General features: G+C 44.4%; 16 protein-coding genes. 13 read left to right on the top strand and 3 right to left on the bottom strand.

What is annotated here, in order from left to right:
• The first annotated feature begins 232 nt into the window (after nt 1-232).
• The gene (locus ORJ01_RS10415; RefSeq protein WP_226752058.1) at nt 233-985 is read left to right on the top strand and encodes a YciK family oxidoreductase; all 753 of its coding nucleotides are present in this window, start codon (nt 233-235) and stop codon (nt 983-985) included.
• Nucleotides 986-1,039: 54 nt separating this feature from the next.
• Here ORJ01_RS10415 and ORJ01_RS10410 read toward each other — a convergent pair whose 3' ends face one another.
• On the bottom strand, nt 1,040-1,567 hold the full coding sequence (locus ORJ01_RS10410) for an H-NS histone family protein (RefSeq protein ID WP_226752057.1): 528 nt from the start codon (nt 1,565-1,567) through the stop codon (nt 1,040-1,042).
• 350 nt (nt 1,568-1,917) lie between these two features.
• Between ORJ01_RS10410 and can the strand changes: the two genes are divergently transcribed.
• A complete protein-coding gene (gene can, locus ORJ01_RS10405) occupies nt 1,918-2,574 on the top strand; it encodes a carbonate dehydratase (protein WP_226752056.1) in 657 nt (218 codons plus the stop codon).
• 26 nt (nt 2,575-2,600) lie between these two features.
• On the opposite strand, the gene purU is transcribed toward can, so the two are convergent.
• On the bottom strand, nt 2,601-3,434 hold the full coding sequence (gene purU, locus ORJ01_RS10400; RefSeq protein WP_306177974.1) for a formyltetrahydrofolate deformylase: 834 nt from the start codon (nt 3,432-3,434) through the stop codon (nt 2,601-2,603).
• A 171-nt stretch (nt 3,435-3,605) separates the two neighbouring features.
• On the opposite strand from purU, the gene tsaA reads away from it, so the two are divergent.
• Genes tsaA through ORJ01_RS10385 form a run of 3 tightly spaced genes read left to right on the top strand, consistent with a single transcriptional unit; the run spans nt 3,606 to nt 7,114 of the window.
• A complete protein-coding gene (tsaA, locus tag ORJ01_RS10395) occupies nt 3,606-4,313 on the top strand; it encodes a tRNA (N6-threonylcarbamoyladenosine(37)-N6)-methyltransferase TrmO (RefSeq protein ID WP_306177973.1) in 708 nt (235 codons plus the stop codon).
• Nucleotides 4,285-5,340 carry a galactose oxidase gene (locus tag ORJ01_RS10390; protein ID WP_306177972.1) on the top strand — a complete coding sequence of 352 codons (1,056 nt, stop codon included), beginning with the start codon at nt 4,285-4,287 and terminating at the stop codon, nt 5,338-5,340. The genes tsaA and ORJ01_RS10390 overlap by 29 nt, the downstream gene beginning before the upstream one ends.
• Nucleotides 5,341-5,392: 52 nt before the next feature.
• Nucleotides 5,393-7,114 carry a proline--tRNA ligase gene (locus ORJ01_RS10385; RefSeq protein ID WP_306177971.1) on the top strand — a complete coding sequence of 574 codons (1,722 nt, stop codon included), beginning with the start codon at nt 5,393-5,395 and terminating at the stop codon, nt 7,112-7,114.
• Between the two features lie 101 nt (nt 7,115-7,215).
• Here the strand turns inward: ORJ01_RS10385 and ORJ01_RS10380 are convergent, their stop codons facing one another.
• Complete coding sequence (locus ORJ01_RS10380) at nt 7,216-8,091, bottom strand: MBL fold metallo-hydrolase (RefSeq protein WP_306177970.1); 876 nt, start codon at nt 8,089-8,091, stop codon at nt 7,216-7,218.
• A 112-nt stretch (nt 8,092-8,203) separates the two neighbouring features.
• Here ORJ01_RS10380 and ORJ01_RS10375 point away from each other — a divergent pair, with 112 nt between their 5' ends.
• The 8 genes from ORJ01_RS10375 to ORJ01_RS10340 all read left to right on the top strand — a co-directional run.
• Nucleotides 8,204-8,953, top strand: coding sequence for a sulfite exporter TauE/SafE family protein (locus tag ORJ01_RS10375; protein ID WP_226752050.1), 750 nt, complete (start codon nt 8,204-8,206; stop codon nt 8,951-8,953).
• A gap of 22 nt (nt 8,954-8,975) precedes the next feature.
• Complete coding sequence (locus ORJ01_RS10370) at nt 8,976-9,377, top strand: rhodanese-like domain-containing protein (RefSeq protein ID WP_226752049.1); 402 nt, start codon at nt 8,976-8,978, stop codon at nt 9,375-9,377.
• A 9-nt stretch (nt 9,378-9,386) separates the two neighbouring features.
• Nucleotides 9,387-9,788, top strand: a complete 402-nt coding sequence (locus ORJ01_RS10365) for a YeeE/YedE family protein (RefSeq protein ID WP_226752048.1) — start codon at nt 9,387-9,389, stop codon at nt 9,786-9,788.
• Nucleotides 9,789-9,800: 12 nt separating this feature from the next.
• Complete coding sequence (locus ORJ01_RS10360; protein WP_226752047.1) at nt 9,801-10,211, top strand: DUF6691 family protein; 411 nt, start codon at nt 9,801-9,803, stop codon at nt 10,209-10,211.
• Between the two features lie 495 nt (nt 10,212-10,706).
• On the top strand, nt 10,707-11,915 hold the full coding sequence (locus ORJ01_RS10355; protein WP_306177969.1) for a methyl-accepting chemotaxis protein: 1,209 nt from the start codon (nt 10,707-10,709) through the stop codon (nt 11,913-11,915).
• A 55-nt stretch (nt 11,916-11,970) separates the two neighbouring features.
• Nucleotides 11,971-13,353, top strand: coding sequence for a diguanylate cyclase domain-containing protein (locus ORJ01_RS10350; RefSeq protein WP_306177968.1), 1,383 nt, complete (start codon nt 11,971-11,973; stop codon nt 13,351-13,353).
• 237 nt (nt 13,354-13,590) lie between these two features.
• Nucleotides 13,591-13,962, top strand: coding sequence for a DUF1840 family protein (locus ORJ01_RS10345; protein ID WP_306177967.1), 372 nt, complete (start codon nt 13,591-13,593; stop codon nt 13,960-13,962).
• A 580-nt stretch (nt 13,963-14,542) separates the two neighbouring features.
• Nucleotides 14,543-14,973: hypothetical protein (locus tag ORJ01_RS10340; RefSeq protein ID WP_306177966.1), on the top strand; the 431-nt coding region annotated here is incomplete at its 3' end.

The raw sequence follows: 14,973 nt of genomic DNA, 5'->3' as shown, positions 1-14,973 counted from the left end.
TATCTCCCCTGTCCATCACTGGTATTTTTTATTGCAAAGCATAAGTTTGCTTCACTTATTCTGAATTAGAGTGACTGCCCTAACGAACAGCTACGACCAGTTAAAGTTAACTCAAACTTTAGCAAATCGCTAGAGCAAAAAGACAGATAAACTGAAGTTTCATCAAGAAGAGTGCAAAAGCGGGTTTTTCCAAGTATCCTGTTGCCGTTTTTTTCAGTCAGGGGCTCCGTTAATGCAAGCACCAAAACACTACTCTGCGCCCGCTGGCGCACTGCTTAATAAAGTTATTTTAGTTACTGGCGCCGGTGATGGCATTGGCAAAACTGCCGCTTTAACCTACGCCCGTTTTGGGGCGACAGTTATTTTATTAGGTAAAACCACCCATAAACTAACCGCCGTATACGATGAAATTGTGAATGCGGGATATCCTGAACCAGCCATCATCCCGTTAGATTTAAAAGGCGCGACCGCAAAAAATTATCACGACATGGCCGCTACCATTAAAGCAGAGTTCGGTAAACTCGATGGCGTATTACACAATGCAGGAATTTTAGGCGTGTTGTCGCCTTTTGAGCATATTAACTTAGCCAGCTGGCAAGACATTATGCAAGTCAATGTTACAGGCGCCATGTTGATGACACAGGCGTTACTGCCTGTTTTAAAGTTAAGTCAGCAAGGGTCTATCGTGTTTACCTCTTCTGGCGTGGGTCGGCAAGGTCGAGCGTTTTGGGGGCCATACGCGGTATCAAAGTTTGCTACCGAAGGTTTAATGCAAATTATTGCCAGCGAGTATGAAGACACTACCGTACGTTGTAATTGTATTAACCCTGGTGCTACCCGAACCAGTATGCGAGCGCGTGCATACCCGGGTGAAGATGCGGCAACGTTAAAAACACCAGAAGATTTAATGTGGTTGTATCTGTATTTAATGTCTGACGATAGTATCGGTATTAATGGCCAATCGTTAGATGCACAGATTAAATAAACAGACATAAAAAAACCGGCAATGCCGGTTATTTTATGTCTTATCGTTGCCGTATTAACGTGGCTCTAATATCTCAGCACCGTTTTCAGCAGCCCAAGCATTCCAAACGACCACTTTGCTATTAAAGTTGGCGGTAGCTTGCTCTGTCGCTTCATCTAATAAACGTTCAATATCTTTAGCGAACTTTTTATCGACTTTATTCACCGGCACAACTTCAATACCCCGTGCTTGTAACCCTTTTTTCATGGTGTGAGTACGCAGTAATTGTAATTGGCCATCTTCAACATAGAAATACTGGCTGGCTTTGTTTAACGTTTTAAACTTTGGTTTAACCGGACGTTTTGATTCTTTGGCTACACTGACGCTCTCTTCTGGCATCACATCTTGTACTTGCTTATAGCCAAGCTGTTCCAACGTAAATCCTTTTTCGCGGGCAAAACGTTCAATTTCACTGATGGCGTCAATTTCAGATTGGCGTTCAACCAATACTGAATTTAATGTGTCTAGCACATCATTTAATTTAGCCAGCGTTAATTCTTTTGCGGCTTTCTTTAATTCACGCTTATCAAGTAATAACGACATTTTAATACTCCCAAGTAATATTACAGCTCTAGAATATCGAATAAAGTAAAATAATTAAAGTATTTCTTGCGTATTGAATAAATTAATCCAAATAATTATTCAGCTAGCGTTAATAAAAGTCATCTTAAATAATTAAAACTAGCTAGATAATGTAATAGTAAAAAAGTTTTAACTGTTAGTCTTATCATTTTGTTACTTTAACGTATAAATAACCTTTTTAATTTCCGTGACAACGCCCCTAACAGTTAGGTAGGATCACCATGTTCTCACTCGTATTGCCGGCTGGTCGGGCTTGTCAGCAGCAAAAAAATCGTTATTGTGGCGCATCACGCCTTCAGTTGGATTGTTTAATGTCAAATTTCAAAGAGTTATTTATCAACAATCGACAATGGGCGGATCGGATTGAACGCGAGCAACCTGGCTTTTTTAAACAATTATCAGAGCAACAAGCCCCTGAATATTTGTGGATTGGTTGCTCGGATAGTCGTGTACCGGCGAATGAAATTGTCGGTTTGATGCCAGGTGAATTGTTTGTACACCGCAATGTTGCCAACTTAGTGGTGCATTCGGATATGAATTGCCTTTCTGTGTTGCAATACGCTATCGAAGTATTAAAAGTAAAACATATTTTAGTAGTGGGCCATTACGGGTGTGGCGGCGTGCGGGCAGCCATGATGAAACAGCGTGTTGGCTTCGTCGATAACTGGCTGCGTAATGTTAAAGATGTCTATGCCATGCATCGTAACGAACTAGATTTAATCGAGGACGAAGACCAACGTGTCAATCGACTGATTGAGCTTAATGTGATGGAGCAGGTGCGTAACCTGTGTCACACCACCTTTGTGCAAGAGGCATGGGAGCGCGATCAGGCTTTAACCGTGCATGGTTGGGTATATAGTTTGCGTAACGGTCGAGTGAAAGACTTACGAGTCAGTCACTCAAGTATTGATCAAATTGATGAGATCTATGCGCTCGATTTACATGACGATCCCAGTTTAGCAGACTAAACACCGTGGGGGCGCAGACATGCGCCCTATAAAATCACGGTTTTATTACCGTGCACAAACACCCTATCCTCTGTAATAAATTGTAGCGCCTCACTTAATGCCGCCTTTTCCACATCACGGCCGGCTTTTTCCATATCAAAAGCGCTGTAGCTGTGATCTACCGCAGCTACTTTTTGCTGAATAATTGGCCCTTCGTCGAGTTGCTCATTCACAAAATGCGCGGTTGCTCCGATGATTTTCACTCCACGCTCAAAGGCTTGTTGATAGGGCTTAGCGCCAATAAAAGCCGGTAAAAAACTATGATGGATATTCACGATACGATTCGGATACTGCGCGACAAAGCGGGGTGTTAAAATCCGCATAAACTTGGCGAGAATAAGATAGTCAGGCTGATAAGGTGTGATCACCTGTAACAACGCGGCTTCATGCTCAGCTCGGCTCAGCCCTTGATGGCTAATAAAATGATACGGTAAATCAAAACGCTGCGCCAATGCGGCTAATTCAGGATGATTACCAACAACCGCCGCGATATTTAATGATAGCGAGCCATCATATACTTTCATCAAAATATCACCCAGACAATGCGCTTCTTTTGTGACCAACACGACGACTTTTTTCGCCTGCCGGCACAACAAACTGCGGCTACTGCCTAGCGGTAAAGCCCGATCCAAATCTTGTAATAAGGTGTGCTCGTTAAAAATGCCGTCTAATTCGGTACGCATAAAAAATTGACCGGTTACCGGATCAACAAATTCAGTATTACGAATAATATTCAGTTGGTGCTTGTAACAAATATTGGTGATCTGCGCGATCAGCCCTTTTGAATCGGGACACTCAGTTAATAAAATACGCTGTTCCATAATGACACTAATTCAATAATAAAAAGACCTACGTATTGTGACAACTTAAACGTCTAGCGTCAAAGCCATTTAGACATCCGATAGTAAAGGGCAAGTTTACTTGTTGTTTTAACGGGGGGCTTGCATAATAGCTGATTGTTTTTCTGCTTATTAACCAAGATATTTCTGAAGATGGCTCAGTATCAATTTAATAGCATCGGCTATATTAAATCACCCTATAAACAAAAGTTTGCCATACCAAGACAACCAGGTTTAATCGCAGAAGCCTGTGGCAGTATTGAATTAGAAGCTGACTATGCCGATGAAGGGATCGTGCGAGGTATCGAAGCCTTTAGTCACCTATGGTTAGTTTTTGTTTTTCATGAAACGGCAGACAAGGGTTGGTCGCCGTTAGTCCGTCCCCCTCGGTTAGGTGGCAACACCCGAAAAGGCGTATTTGCCACACGCGCCACCTTTCGACCTAATCCAATTGGCTTATCGGTCGTAAAACTAGATGGGGTTACTCGAAAAAACGGTAAATTACAGATTTTGATCAGCGGCTTAGATTTATTAGATGGCACGCCGATTTTGGACATTAAACCTTATCTGCCCTATTCTGATGCGCTACCTGATGCAAATGGTGGCTTTGCCGATGCCGCACCAGAGACCATGATGACCGTATCAATGTCTGAAAATGCTGAACAATTTTGCCAGCAACAAAAGCACTATCCGCATTTACGCACTTTTATTGAAAAGGTTTTAAAACAGGATCCACGGCCACCCTATAAAAAACAACGGGCTGACATTCAACATTATGGCATGACCCTATACGAATTTAATATTAAATGGACCGTCGACGGAGAACACAACCATGTTACTGAAATCATGCAGCTACCTTAGCTTATTGGCCACCAGTTTTATTTGCTTCGCCCTGCCCGAGCTGCCTGAGCCTGTCAGTAATAATGCCGTAGCAGCCACCACAGTTCGAGGGAAAACCTATCTGCTTTCTGCAAGCGGCATAGGCCCAGCAAAAACCAGCGCACAGATCCATGATAAAGTGTGGTTACATACGCTTGGCGAATATAACTGGACAACCCTACCTATCTTACCCAATCAACAACGGCTTCAAGGCCGCAGTGGGGCCAGTGCCGTGGCCTTAAACAATAATTTTTTCATTCTGGGCGGCGCTTTTGTACAAAGCGATGGTAAAACCACGACAGCAGCTGATAGCTACCGGCTCGATCCCATCACCCGTCGCTATACGCGTTTAAATGATATGCCAGTACCGGTCGATCATGCGGCCGCCGTGGCTTATCAAAATCGTTACATTTATCTCATCAGTGGTTTTAGTGAATACGGTGCCGTTAATGTGGTGCAGTTATTTGATAATTTCACCCAGCGCTGGTCGCAAGCAACACCATTTCCGGGTAAACCCGCCTTTGGTTTAGCAGCGGCTGTTGCCGCAGATCAATTAATTGTCTGTGATGGCGTAACCTTGGATTATCATCACAGCAGCCCACAGCAACAACCGGTGGCTGAATGTTGGGCTGGAAAGCTGGGTAACAATGCCAATAGCATCGCCTGGCAAAGCATTCCCCACCCCACTGGCCATGCTCGCTACCGTTTAGCCGCAGCCACCGTTAACGTCAACGGCGAAGAAATGGCCGTGTTTATCGGCGGTAGTAATGTGCCATATCAACTGAATGGTCGTGATTATCAAAATCTCGTTGCCACCCCCAGTGCTGCTGTTTGGTTATATTCTCCAAAACAACAACGCTGGTTAGCCGCTGAAAATACAACGGCGATAATGGATTTAAGAGGTCTAATCGAGTTACCTGATGGTTTATACAGCCTTGGCGGCATGCTTTTAGAGCAAGAAGTCACAAATAAGCTCATTAAACATCAGATTAAACTTCTGCCCGAGTAGATCCGTTGTTAGAATGATGGTAATGTTTTAAGTCTTTTTTACAGAGAGCCTCATGCGCACCAGTCAGTATTTATTATCTACGATGAAAGAAACGCCAGCAGATGCCGAAGTTATTAGTCACAAATTAATGCTTCGCGCTGGTATGATCCGCCGTTTATCTTCTGGTTTATACACTTATTTACCTACTGGTGTCAGAGTGTTGCGTAAGGTAGAGCAAATTGTTCGTGAAGAAATGAACAACGCCGGTGCCATTGAAGTACTGATGCCCATGGTACAACCGGCTGAACTGTGGCAGGAATCGGGGCGCTGGGAGAAAATGGACGCCGAGTTATTGCGTTTTCAAGACCGTCATCTGCGCGATTTCGTATTAGGCCCTACACATGAAGAAGTGATTACTGATCTGGTACGTCGCGAAATCACCAGCTATAAACAGCTGCCACTGAGCTTATATCAAATTCAAAACAAATTCCGCGATGAGCGTCGGCCTCGTTTTGGTGTGATGCGCGCGCGTGAGTTTTTAATGAAAGATGCGTATTCATTTCATTTAAGCCAAGACTCATTACAACAAACCTACGATGCCATGTATCGCGCTTACTGCAATATCTTTAATCGTCTTGGCTTAGATTATCGGCCTGTGCTTGCCGACACCGGCGCGATTGGCGGTAGTGTTTCGCACGAGTTTCATGTGCTAGCCTCTTCCGGCGAAGATGCCATTGCCTTCTCTGATACCAGCGATTATGCCGCGAATATCGAAATGGCCGAAGCAATAGCGCCGGCGGGCGAACGCCCAGCAGCAACGCAAAGCATGCAAGAAGTTGCCACGCCAAATGTCGGTACTGTTGCTGCTGTAGCAGAATTATTAAACATCAGCGAACAGCAAATTGCGAAAACCTTATTCGTTGTTGGCGTTGCCAAAGATGATGCACCAGCATCCCTAGTTGCATTAGTGGTTCGCGGCGACCATGAGCTTAACGAAGTTAAAGCGGAGAAATTACCGCAAGTTGCCGTACCACTGCAATTTGCTAACGAACAGCAAATTCGTCAACTGGTAAACGCAGCACCTGGCTCAGTCGGTCCTGTGGGTTTAACCATCCCGGTGATTGTTGACCGCAGCGCCGCACACCTTGCTGATTTTATTGTTGGTGCCAATAAAGACGGTTACCATTTAACCGGCGTCAATTGGGATCGCGATATCACTGATTACCAGGTTGCCGACCTTCGTAATATCGTTGAAGGCGACCCCAGCCCTTGTGGTTTTGGTCACTTAGTGATTAAGCGTGGTATTGAAGTCGGTCATATCTTCCAATTGGGTGATAAATACTCTCAAGCGCTTAAAGCCGGTGTATTGAATGAAGAAGGTAAACACCAAATTATGACCATGGGCTGTTATGGTGTGGGTGTGTCACGCATTGTTGCCGCCGCGATTGAACAGAACCACGACGAATACGGTATTATTTGGCCTGACGCAATAGCGCCCTTCCAAGTGGTGTTGATTCCAATGAATATGCACAAGTCAGTGCGTGTAGCTGAAGCCACTGAGCTGTTGTATCAACAACTTAAAGCTGCGGGTATTGACGTACTCTTTGATGATCGTAAAGAGCGCCCGGGTGTGATGTTCGCAGATATGGAATTGATTGGTGTGCCTCACAGCATTGTGATTGGCGAGCGTAACCTCGATAACCGTCAGGCTGAATACAAAAATCGCCGCACAGGTGAAAAGCAGCTATTAGATTTAGACCAATTAGTCAGTCAATTTACGGCTTTGCTCAAATAGCACCTACAACAGCAGTTTCGACTGATTGCGGGCTGCTGTTTTATTATCGCTTGGCGAGCTTAGGGTGTAAAATACTCTAAGCTCGCATCATCACGTGGTTGTTATACTTGTTTTAAAGGTATTTTAACGTAACTCATACCATTACTTTCTGCTTGAGGCAGTTGCCCAGCGCGAATATTCACTTGTACCGAAGGATAAATCAGTCGCGGTACAGCTAAGGTTTTATCACGTGTTTCACGTTTTTGCACAAAATCTGCTTCAACGGTGTCAGCTTTCACATGAATATTTTGCTGTTTTTGTTCGGCCACCGTCGTTTTAAAACGTAATTCACGACCATTCGGTTGATAATCATGACAAACATAAACAACCGTTTCTGCTGGCAACTGATATAAACGCTGGATAGAACGGAACAAGATATGGGCATCACCACCCGGAAAATCGCAACGTGCCGTACCGCCATCAGGCATAAACAGTGAATCACCTACAAACACATTGCCAGCAATTAAATAACTGACACTGTCGTTAGTATGACCAGGTGTATTAATCACCGTCGCGGTAACCGAGCCGATGTTAAACGTTTCACCATCCGCAAATAATTTATCAAAATAATCACCCGTGCCAATTAATTCTGCATCAGCGATATTGAAAACCATTTTAAACGTTTGCTGAACCTTCCGGATCCCCTCACCAATCGCAATTGGTGCTGCTGTCTTTTGCTTTAGGTAATGCGCGGCAGAAAGATGATCAGCATGAGCGTGGGTTTCTAAAATCCACTGTAATTGCCAGCCTTGCTCAGCTAAGTACGCTAAAATCTTATCTGCGGCCTCTGTGCTAACCTGCCCTGCGGCGGCATCGTAATCAAGTACTGGATCAATCACTGCCGCTTTAGCCGTTGCTTTATCAACAACCACATAACTGCAAGTTGCGCTATCATTATCAAAGAACATTTCAATATGCAGATTATCTAGGTTACTCATTTTTTCAGCCCTTACTTTAGTTAATGCTAAATTTTGATTGCAGCTTAACGAAAAAGCCCATAGAATGCAATTCCGTTATATGCATATTCCATAAAAGAATATAGGAGTGGCCATGTTGGTATTAATAGGTGCTTTAATCATCGGGCTTAGCTTGGGGTTATTCGGGTCAGGTGGTTCGATCCTGACCGTACCGGTGTTGTTGTATTTGGTTGGCATGCCCGCATCATTGGCCATCGCGTCTTCGTTATTAATAGTAGCGCTGATCAGCTTGTTTGGTTCAATCCACAATATGTTTCGCCGTTTAATCAGTTGGCGCCATGTTTTATGGTTTGGTGTACCCGGAATGTTAGGAACTTATGGTGGCGCTTGGCTAGGCACCTTAGTAGATAGCCGCTGGCAGTTATTAGTCTTCGCGTCCTTAATGGTGGTTGCGGCAATAATGATGTGGCGCAGCAAAGTCACGATGATTGATCAACCCAAAACGTTTCATCATATTAAAGTCATTGCCGATGGCTTAGTTGTCGGTGCTATTACTGGTTTTGTGGGGGTTGGAGGGGGCTTCTTAATCGTTCCCGCATTAGTATTATTGGCCGGGTTACCCCTTCATATCGGCGTAGCAACCAGCTTAATGATCATTGCGTTAAAATCGTTTGTCGGTTTTGCAAAATACTACAGTGTGTTTCATGCACAAGGCTTGGTATTTGATTGGCACGCCATCACTATCATGGTTGTGGCCGGTATTTTGGGAAGTTATGTTGGCGGTTGGCTCAATCGCAGATTACCGAAAGCGATCTTACAAAAGGGCTTTGCCGTATTCTTGGCGATCATGGCGGGTGTCGTGATTTATCAATCTGTTTTATAAACTGTTTTTTGGAGGATTTATAATGAAAACAGCACAACAATTAGTGGCCGAAGCAAAAGAACGTATCAAAGAAGTCGATATTCAGCAACTCGCGGCGCAGCTAGAAAAACAGCCATCAACGCGTATTATTGATGTACGTGAGCCTGCCGAATTTGCTCAAGCACACATCAGCAGTGTCGTTAACTACCCACGCGGTGTATTAGAAATGCAATTGGCTAACCACCCCGCCGTCGCGGCGTCAGGTTGTGCCGCAGAGTTAGCCTTAGCGCAATTAGCACAGGAGCCGTTGTATTTGATTTGCCGTTCAGGTGCTCGCTCGGCTTTAGCCGCGGAATCGTTACAGAACATGGGCTTTACTGATGTCTATTCGGTCGCGGGTGGCATGGCAGCCTGGCAAGAAGCAGGCTTACCCGTCACGCAATAAGGAGTCGTAATGGAGAATTTCACCCCGATATCTGCGCTAATTGGCGGCAGTTTAATTGGCTTTGGTGCATTGCTAATGATGACCATGTTAGGACGTATTGCAGGAATCTCTGGCATAGCCAGCCAGCTTATTTTTGAACGTGATGGACGAGGCTGGCGATTTGCGTTTGTGGCTGGCCTTTTAGTTGCACCACTACTGGTAAGCTTTTTTATGCAAGATCTCACCTTTACTACGCCTGACTTAAACACTAAAACCTTAATTGCCGGTTTATTGGTGGGTTTAGGCACAGGCTGGGGCAGCGGCTGTACCTCAGGTCATGGTGTTTGTGGTATCGGTAGACTATCTCCACGCTCGATTAGTGCTACCTTAGTCTTTATGGCAGCAGGCGTGCTGGTTGCAAGCTTATTTTAAGCAGGAGAAAATATGAAAGCATTAGTGGCATTTTTATCCGGCTTATTGTTATCTGCGGGTATCACTATTTCAATGATGATCGATCCCGCAAAAGTAATTGGTTTTCTGAATGTACTTGATAACTGGGACCCAAGCTTAGCGTTAGTCATGGGCGCGGCTTTAGTGGTTTATTCTACTGGTTTTTACTTTAGCCAAAAACGAGCAGCCCCTTTTCTAGAAAAGGCTTTTTATCTTCCAAAGAGCACCAAAGTAGATCGCCAATTATTGTTAGGGGCTTTAATTTTCGGTGTCGGTTGGGGCTTATTAGGTTATTGCCCTGGCCCTGCTATTGCCGCTCTAACCTCAGGTAGCACCGGTACCATCGGTTTTGTGCTCAGCATGGTGTTCGGATGGTGGCTCACTCGAAAAATTAAATTTAACTAAATCTATCTCCTCTTTAACGCCGATCTTAACCACGATTTTTTTGCTCATGGTTAAGATCTAGCGCAAAAAACCTGTAAATAAATACCCCGCGACACAACATGAAAAGAGTAAACTTCCTTATTATTAAATAATATTTCATACCCTAAATCATTAGCTATGCAAATTGCACAACGTTTTACGGCGCAATGGTCTTAAGCGCGTTTTTTGCTAAAGCCTTAATTCCTTAGCATGATATTACCGCTTAAATGCTATGCATGATTGGTATGCTGCAGCATTCACAAAGGTACAGTAGGGCAAAAGACTGATACTTCCGGTTATCTGACTAGCAGGGGTAAGAGATAAGGTCAGTGGTATGCTTAAAGATTGGCACATACCATAAACTAGTTTATTGTTTTATATTGATAACAGTGCAAACCTACCGCCTTTGCCTTGCACGTTCTGCACTGTTAAAAATACCCATGCTGGGCTAAACCAGCATCTTTACTGGAGCGGGTTATGACACTTTACCATCTGATCGAGCAGCGATTCTTTTTTACCTTAACCCGAAAGATAGTGGGTAATGTACTGTTTATTACCCTGTTCTTTGCGCTGGCGATGTATCTTGCTTACCCTACCACTGATAACAAACAACTTTGGTGGTTGTTGCTCGTTGTTGGCAGCGCTGCTTATAGTTTTACTATCTTCTATATGTGGCATTTAATTGTTCGCCCGGTGCAGGCTTTAGTCAAAAATTTACACGACAGTAATCGCTCTGGGGCTGATCTTAGCCAACGTTTACCCGCCTTCACCTTTGATGAGTTCCGAACATTATCTGACGAATTTAACCAATTCGTTAGCCAACTTAGTGACGTACTTGGCAATGTGCATCAACAAGCGCGCAATACGCATCAGATCAATGAGCAGGTATCTATCGCAGTAAAAAGTACTCGCAAAAACTTACAAGAAACTGAGCAACGTAATACTTTAATTCGCCGAGAAAGTGAACAAGTTATCAACTATTTAACGAACATCGTCCAAAGCAGCGATCAAATGGGCGAGATAACACAACTTGCAGTAAGTAAAGCTCAAGTTGCCAGCACACAGATGCAGCAACTTAATCAACAACTTGCGGCGATTGCTCGATTGCTTGACTCTTTTGCTGCCACTATTAACGGTTTACAAAAAAACTCAGAAAATGTCCGACAGATTTTAGTTATGGTTGAAGGGTTCTCGGATCAAACCAATTTACTGGCTTTAAACGCCGCCATCGAAGCAGCTCGAGCGGGCGATGCCGGTCGTGGTTTTGCCGTTGTTGCCGACGAAGTGCGAACACTGGCAGCCAAAGTGAATGAAGCAACGAAGCAAATTTCAGGTTTTTTGAATGATATGGAGCGCTTGGTAAAAGAAACAAAAGAAGAATCCACTAGCTTAAATCAACAAGCAAAAGATGCTCAAAATCAAATTAATGAAACGAATCAAGAATTTGCTTTATTACAGCAAGAGTTGCTAACGGCTCAGGGTGGTATGAAAACCATCACCAGCAGCGTATCTAACCTTGAAGAAAAATATCAACAAACCCATGAACATTTAAGTGCGATCCAGCAGATCACCAATCAAGCTTATCAACAAATGGCTTCAATTGACGATGCCGCTAAAAATTTGTTAGAGGGTACTGCCACGACAGAGCAACAACTCGGGCGTTTTGCGCGTAAGGCCAGCTATTGATCACGCCGCTAGCTAGGATTTGTATGTCGCTGTTTGATATCTTAAAATTGCCTATATGAAACAAGTGTTTGGCAAGGCGAATGGTCATAAAAAATCGCTATTATTTTTCGCATTAGCCGCGTTTATGGCCAGTGTGGTAATGCTAGTCGAGTATTATCATCGTAATTACGCAGAACTGATGCAAATTCATCAGCATGAACGCCTGAGTCAGCAGTTATCCTCGGTTCGAGCCAATATTGAGTCTGAATTAAATTCCAATATTTTTTTAGCCGATAGTTTAGCCACGCTGATTTCGGTTAATCCGCAATCTGATAACGAACAATTGACGCGTATGGCTGAAGCCTTATATTTAAAGTCCAGTAGTTTACGCAATATCGCTTTAGCTCCCGATAACGTGATCCGTTTTGTCTATCCCTTAACAGGTAATGAAAGTGTTATAGGCTTTGATTACCGCCAGTCACCTGAACAATTACACACTGTCGAATTAGCTAAGCAGCGACAAGAGGTTTTTATTGCCGGGCCGCTAACATTAATCCAAGGCAACCAAGCCATTATTGCGCGGATGCCTATCTTCACCGATCCACCGTTCAATCAGCGGTATTGGGGGACCTGTAGCGCGGTCATCGAACTAGACAAACTGTTCAAGTTAGCCGGTGTGAATGAACTTGCTGCACAATCTCGACTGGCAATCCGTGGTAAAGATGGTTTAGGTGCGAATGGCGAGGTGTTTTTCGGTGATGAAAGCGTGTTTGCAGAGGCTTTTAGCAGCGAAACGATCCGGTTGATCAACGGCAGCTGGTTGATAGCGATTGCCGAATTACCCGGAACATCTTACAACGGCCCTGCATTAGCGTCGTCATATATTCGTGTGATTGGGTACGGTTTTAGTTTGTTATTACTGCTGGTTTTTATTAGCTTATTTTATAGTTACCATTTAGCACGAATTAACTCACTGCAAGATCCTTTAACCTTATTACCCAACAGGCGTTTCGCGATGAAATGGTTAGAGACGCTCATTAACTCCCGAGCTGAATTTTGTATCATTAGCTTAGACTTAGATAAATTCAAACTGATCAATGATCGCTTTGGGCATGCGATTGGCGATCAGTTTTTACAAGAAGTTGCCAGGCTACTCCAAATTAATTTACGCAGTTCTGATGTTGCTTGCCGCTTATCAGGCGATGAATTTTTAGTGATTATGCCACGCATTAGCAAGCAGCACGATATTCAGTCTATCCTGCAAAAAATTATGACCAGCTTTAAACGCGCGACTTTTTTCGCCAATGGTCAGTCAGTTGCATTTGAGCTAAGCCTCGGCACCGCCTTTTTCCCCAGCGACGCACAGGATCTTGAGTCATTGCTAAACCAAGCAGACGTAGCCATGTATCAACAAAAAGCCAGTCACAAATTGTCCCAGCAGGAGAAAAAACAAACCTAGTCGTTTGTGATAGCTAAATAGCAAATCAGCCGTTCAGTTCAGCTCGTGCGTCACTTACGACGGATAGGTATTCGCTGATAACAATACGTTACACCGCGTTAATTCGCTATCTATGCTTATCTGAACCATACTTAAATGCAAATCTTACCCTATGCGCTCCATCTTGCGTTAATCACAATACAGTCAGCACTGGCCGATAGCACGACCACTCCACAGATTAAAATAGAGGATTTAAACATGATTACTTTCACAACCCCCAGTTGGAGTGCGCTATCTTATTTACAACAGTCCGGTGAACAGATGTTGCAAATGATGAACTGTAACACGCAAACCTATATGGCCGACTCAGCGCAGACTATTAAGAAATCTACCGGTATTATCCCTGCTGAAGACGTGGCAACAGCCATCGCGCTGTTGCAACAACGTAGCCGCCTTGCTGATGAAGTCCAACAACAGCAAGATGACATGCAGCATGAATTAGCTGAATTACCCGCTGAACTTCAAGAAGAACCCTTACCTAGCGCATCAACTCGCGCCTTTCCACTGTTAGAGCTTCTCCAAGCCGCCCATAACGCGCAAGAGCCGGTTATCTGGCAACATTCTACATAACCCCCCTGCAAAACCGAACACCGCACTGTCATTGCGACAAGGCTCAATTTCAACACAGCTGTGCACGCTCCTCTTTTTCATCCCTGAAAAAGACGTATCCTGCCAAAGCTTACTTCGCTATTAACTCATCAACAGAGTCTTGGTATCTGCCCCCGAAGCTTGGAGCTTGCTCTGGATTTTAGTCCCCTTAGAGCGAGCCGACTGATCATCGTTGGCCAAGGTTTTAAGAAAACGGGTGTTTGAGTGCGGCGACGAAGCATAGCGCGAGTTACGTTTTTGCCTTGGACAACGCATGAGTAGCCGGGCTTTCGAGCGGAAGTGGGGTCGCATTTTCTTTGGATACTTTCTTTTGGCGACGCAAAAGAAAGTATCTCGCCCACGGCGAAAAGGTTAAACGCTCCGTAAAGCTTCGACTGGAGCACGCTGTAAATAAATCCGTGTACGCTCCTCTTTTTCATCCCTGAAAAAGACGTCTTAAGCCAACGTTTACTTCGCTATTAACTGATCAATAGAGTCTTAATATCTGCCCCAAAGCTTACTCTGGATTTTAGTCCCCTTAGAGCGAGCCGACTGATCATCGTTGGCCAAGGTTTTAAGAAAACGGGTGTTTGAGTGCGGCGACGGTAGTGCCGCGCGAGTTACGTTTTCGCCTTGGACAACGCATGAGCAGTCGGGCTTTCGAGCGGAAGTGGGGTCGCATTTTCTTTGGATACTTTCTTTTGGCGAAACAAAAGAAAGTATCTCGCCCACGGCGAAAACGTTAGGGGTCTTGGTATATGACCCCGAAGCTTGCTTTTATAACAGCAACCGACTGAACTACCGCTCACTTATTTGCAGGCACAAAAAAACCAGCATTAGCTGGCTGATTTACATGAAAATGGCGGAGCGGACGGGACTCGAACCCGCGCCCCCCGGCGTGACAGGCCGGCTAGATTTTTATAACAGCAACCGACTGAACTACCGCTCACTTATTTGCAGGCACAAAAAAACCAGCATTAGCTGGCTGATTTA

The organism is Alishewanella sp. SMS8 (assembly GCF_030737935.1).
Taxonomy (GTDB): domain Bacteria; phylum Pseudomonadota; class Gammaproteobacteria; order Enterobacterales; family Alteromonadaceae; genus Alishewanella; species Alishewanella maricola.
The sequence above is the reverse complement of the archived record's forward strand: the minus strand, read 5'-3'. Positions and strand labels throughout refer to the sequence as shown.

Bases quoted from the DNA above. Each gene is read 5' to 3' on its own strand.
- ORJ01_RS10415 (WP_226752058.1), top strand. From the start codon at position 233: ATGCAAGCACCAAAACACTACTCTGCGCCCGCTGGCGCACTGCTTAAT.
- ORJ01_RS10410 (WP_226752057.1), bottom strand. From the start codon at position 1,567: ATGTCGTTATTACTTGATAAGCGTGAATTAAAGAAAGCCGCAAAAGAA.
- can (WP_226752056.1), top strand. From the start codon at position 1,918: ATGTCAAATTTCAAAGAGTTATTTATCAACAATCGACAATGGGCGGAT.
- purU (WP_306177974.1), bottom strand. From the start codon at position 3,434: ATGGAACAGCGTATTTTATTAACTGAGTGTCCCGATTCAAAAGGGCTG.
- tsaA (WP_306177973.1), top strand. From the start codon at position 3,606: ATGGCTCAGTATCAATTTAATAGCATCGGCTATATTAAATCACCCTAT.
- ORJ01_RS10390 (WP_306177972.1), top strand. From the start codon at position 4,285: ATGTTACTGAAATCATGCAGCTACCTTAGCTTATTGGCCACCAGTTTT.
- ORJ01_RS10385 (WP_306177971.1), top strand. From the start codon at position 5,393: ATGCGCACCAGTCAGTATTTATTATCTACGATGAAAGAAACGCCAGCA.
- ORJ01_RS10380 (WP_306177970.1), bottom strand. From the start codon at position 8,091: ATGAGTAACCTAGATAATCTGCATATTGAAATGTTCTTTGATAATGAT.
- ORJ01_RS10375 (WP_226752050.1), top strand. From the start codon at position 8,204: ATGTTGGTATTAATAGGTGCTTTAATCATCGGGCTTAGCTTGGGGTTA.
- ORJ01_RS10370 (WP_226752049.1), top strand. From the start codon at position 8,976: ATGAAAACAGCACAACAATTAGTGGCCGAAGCAAAAGAACGTATCAAA.
- ORJ01_RS10365 (WP_226752048.1), top strand. From the start codon at position 9,387: ATGGAGAATTTCACCCCGATATCTGCGCTAATTGGCGGCAGTTTAATT.
- ORJ01_RS10360 (WP_226752047.1), top strand. From the start codon at position 9,801: ATGAAAGCATTAGTGGCATTTTTATCCGGCTTATTGTTATCTGCGGGT.
- ORJ01_RS10355 (WP_306177969.1), top strand. From the start codon at position 10,707: ATGACACTTTACCATCTGATCGAGCAGCGATTCTTTTTTACCTTAACC.
- ORJ01_RS10350 (WP_306177968.1), top strand. From the start codon at position 11,971: ATGAAACAAGTGTTTGGCAAGGCGAATGGTCATAAAAAATCGCTATTA.
- ORJ01_RS10345 (WP_306177967.1), top strand. From the start codon at position 13,591: ATGATTACTTTCACAACCCCCAGTTGGAGTGCGCTATCTTATTTACAA.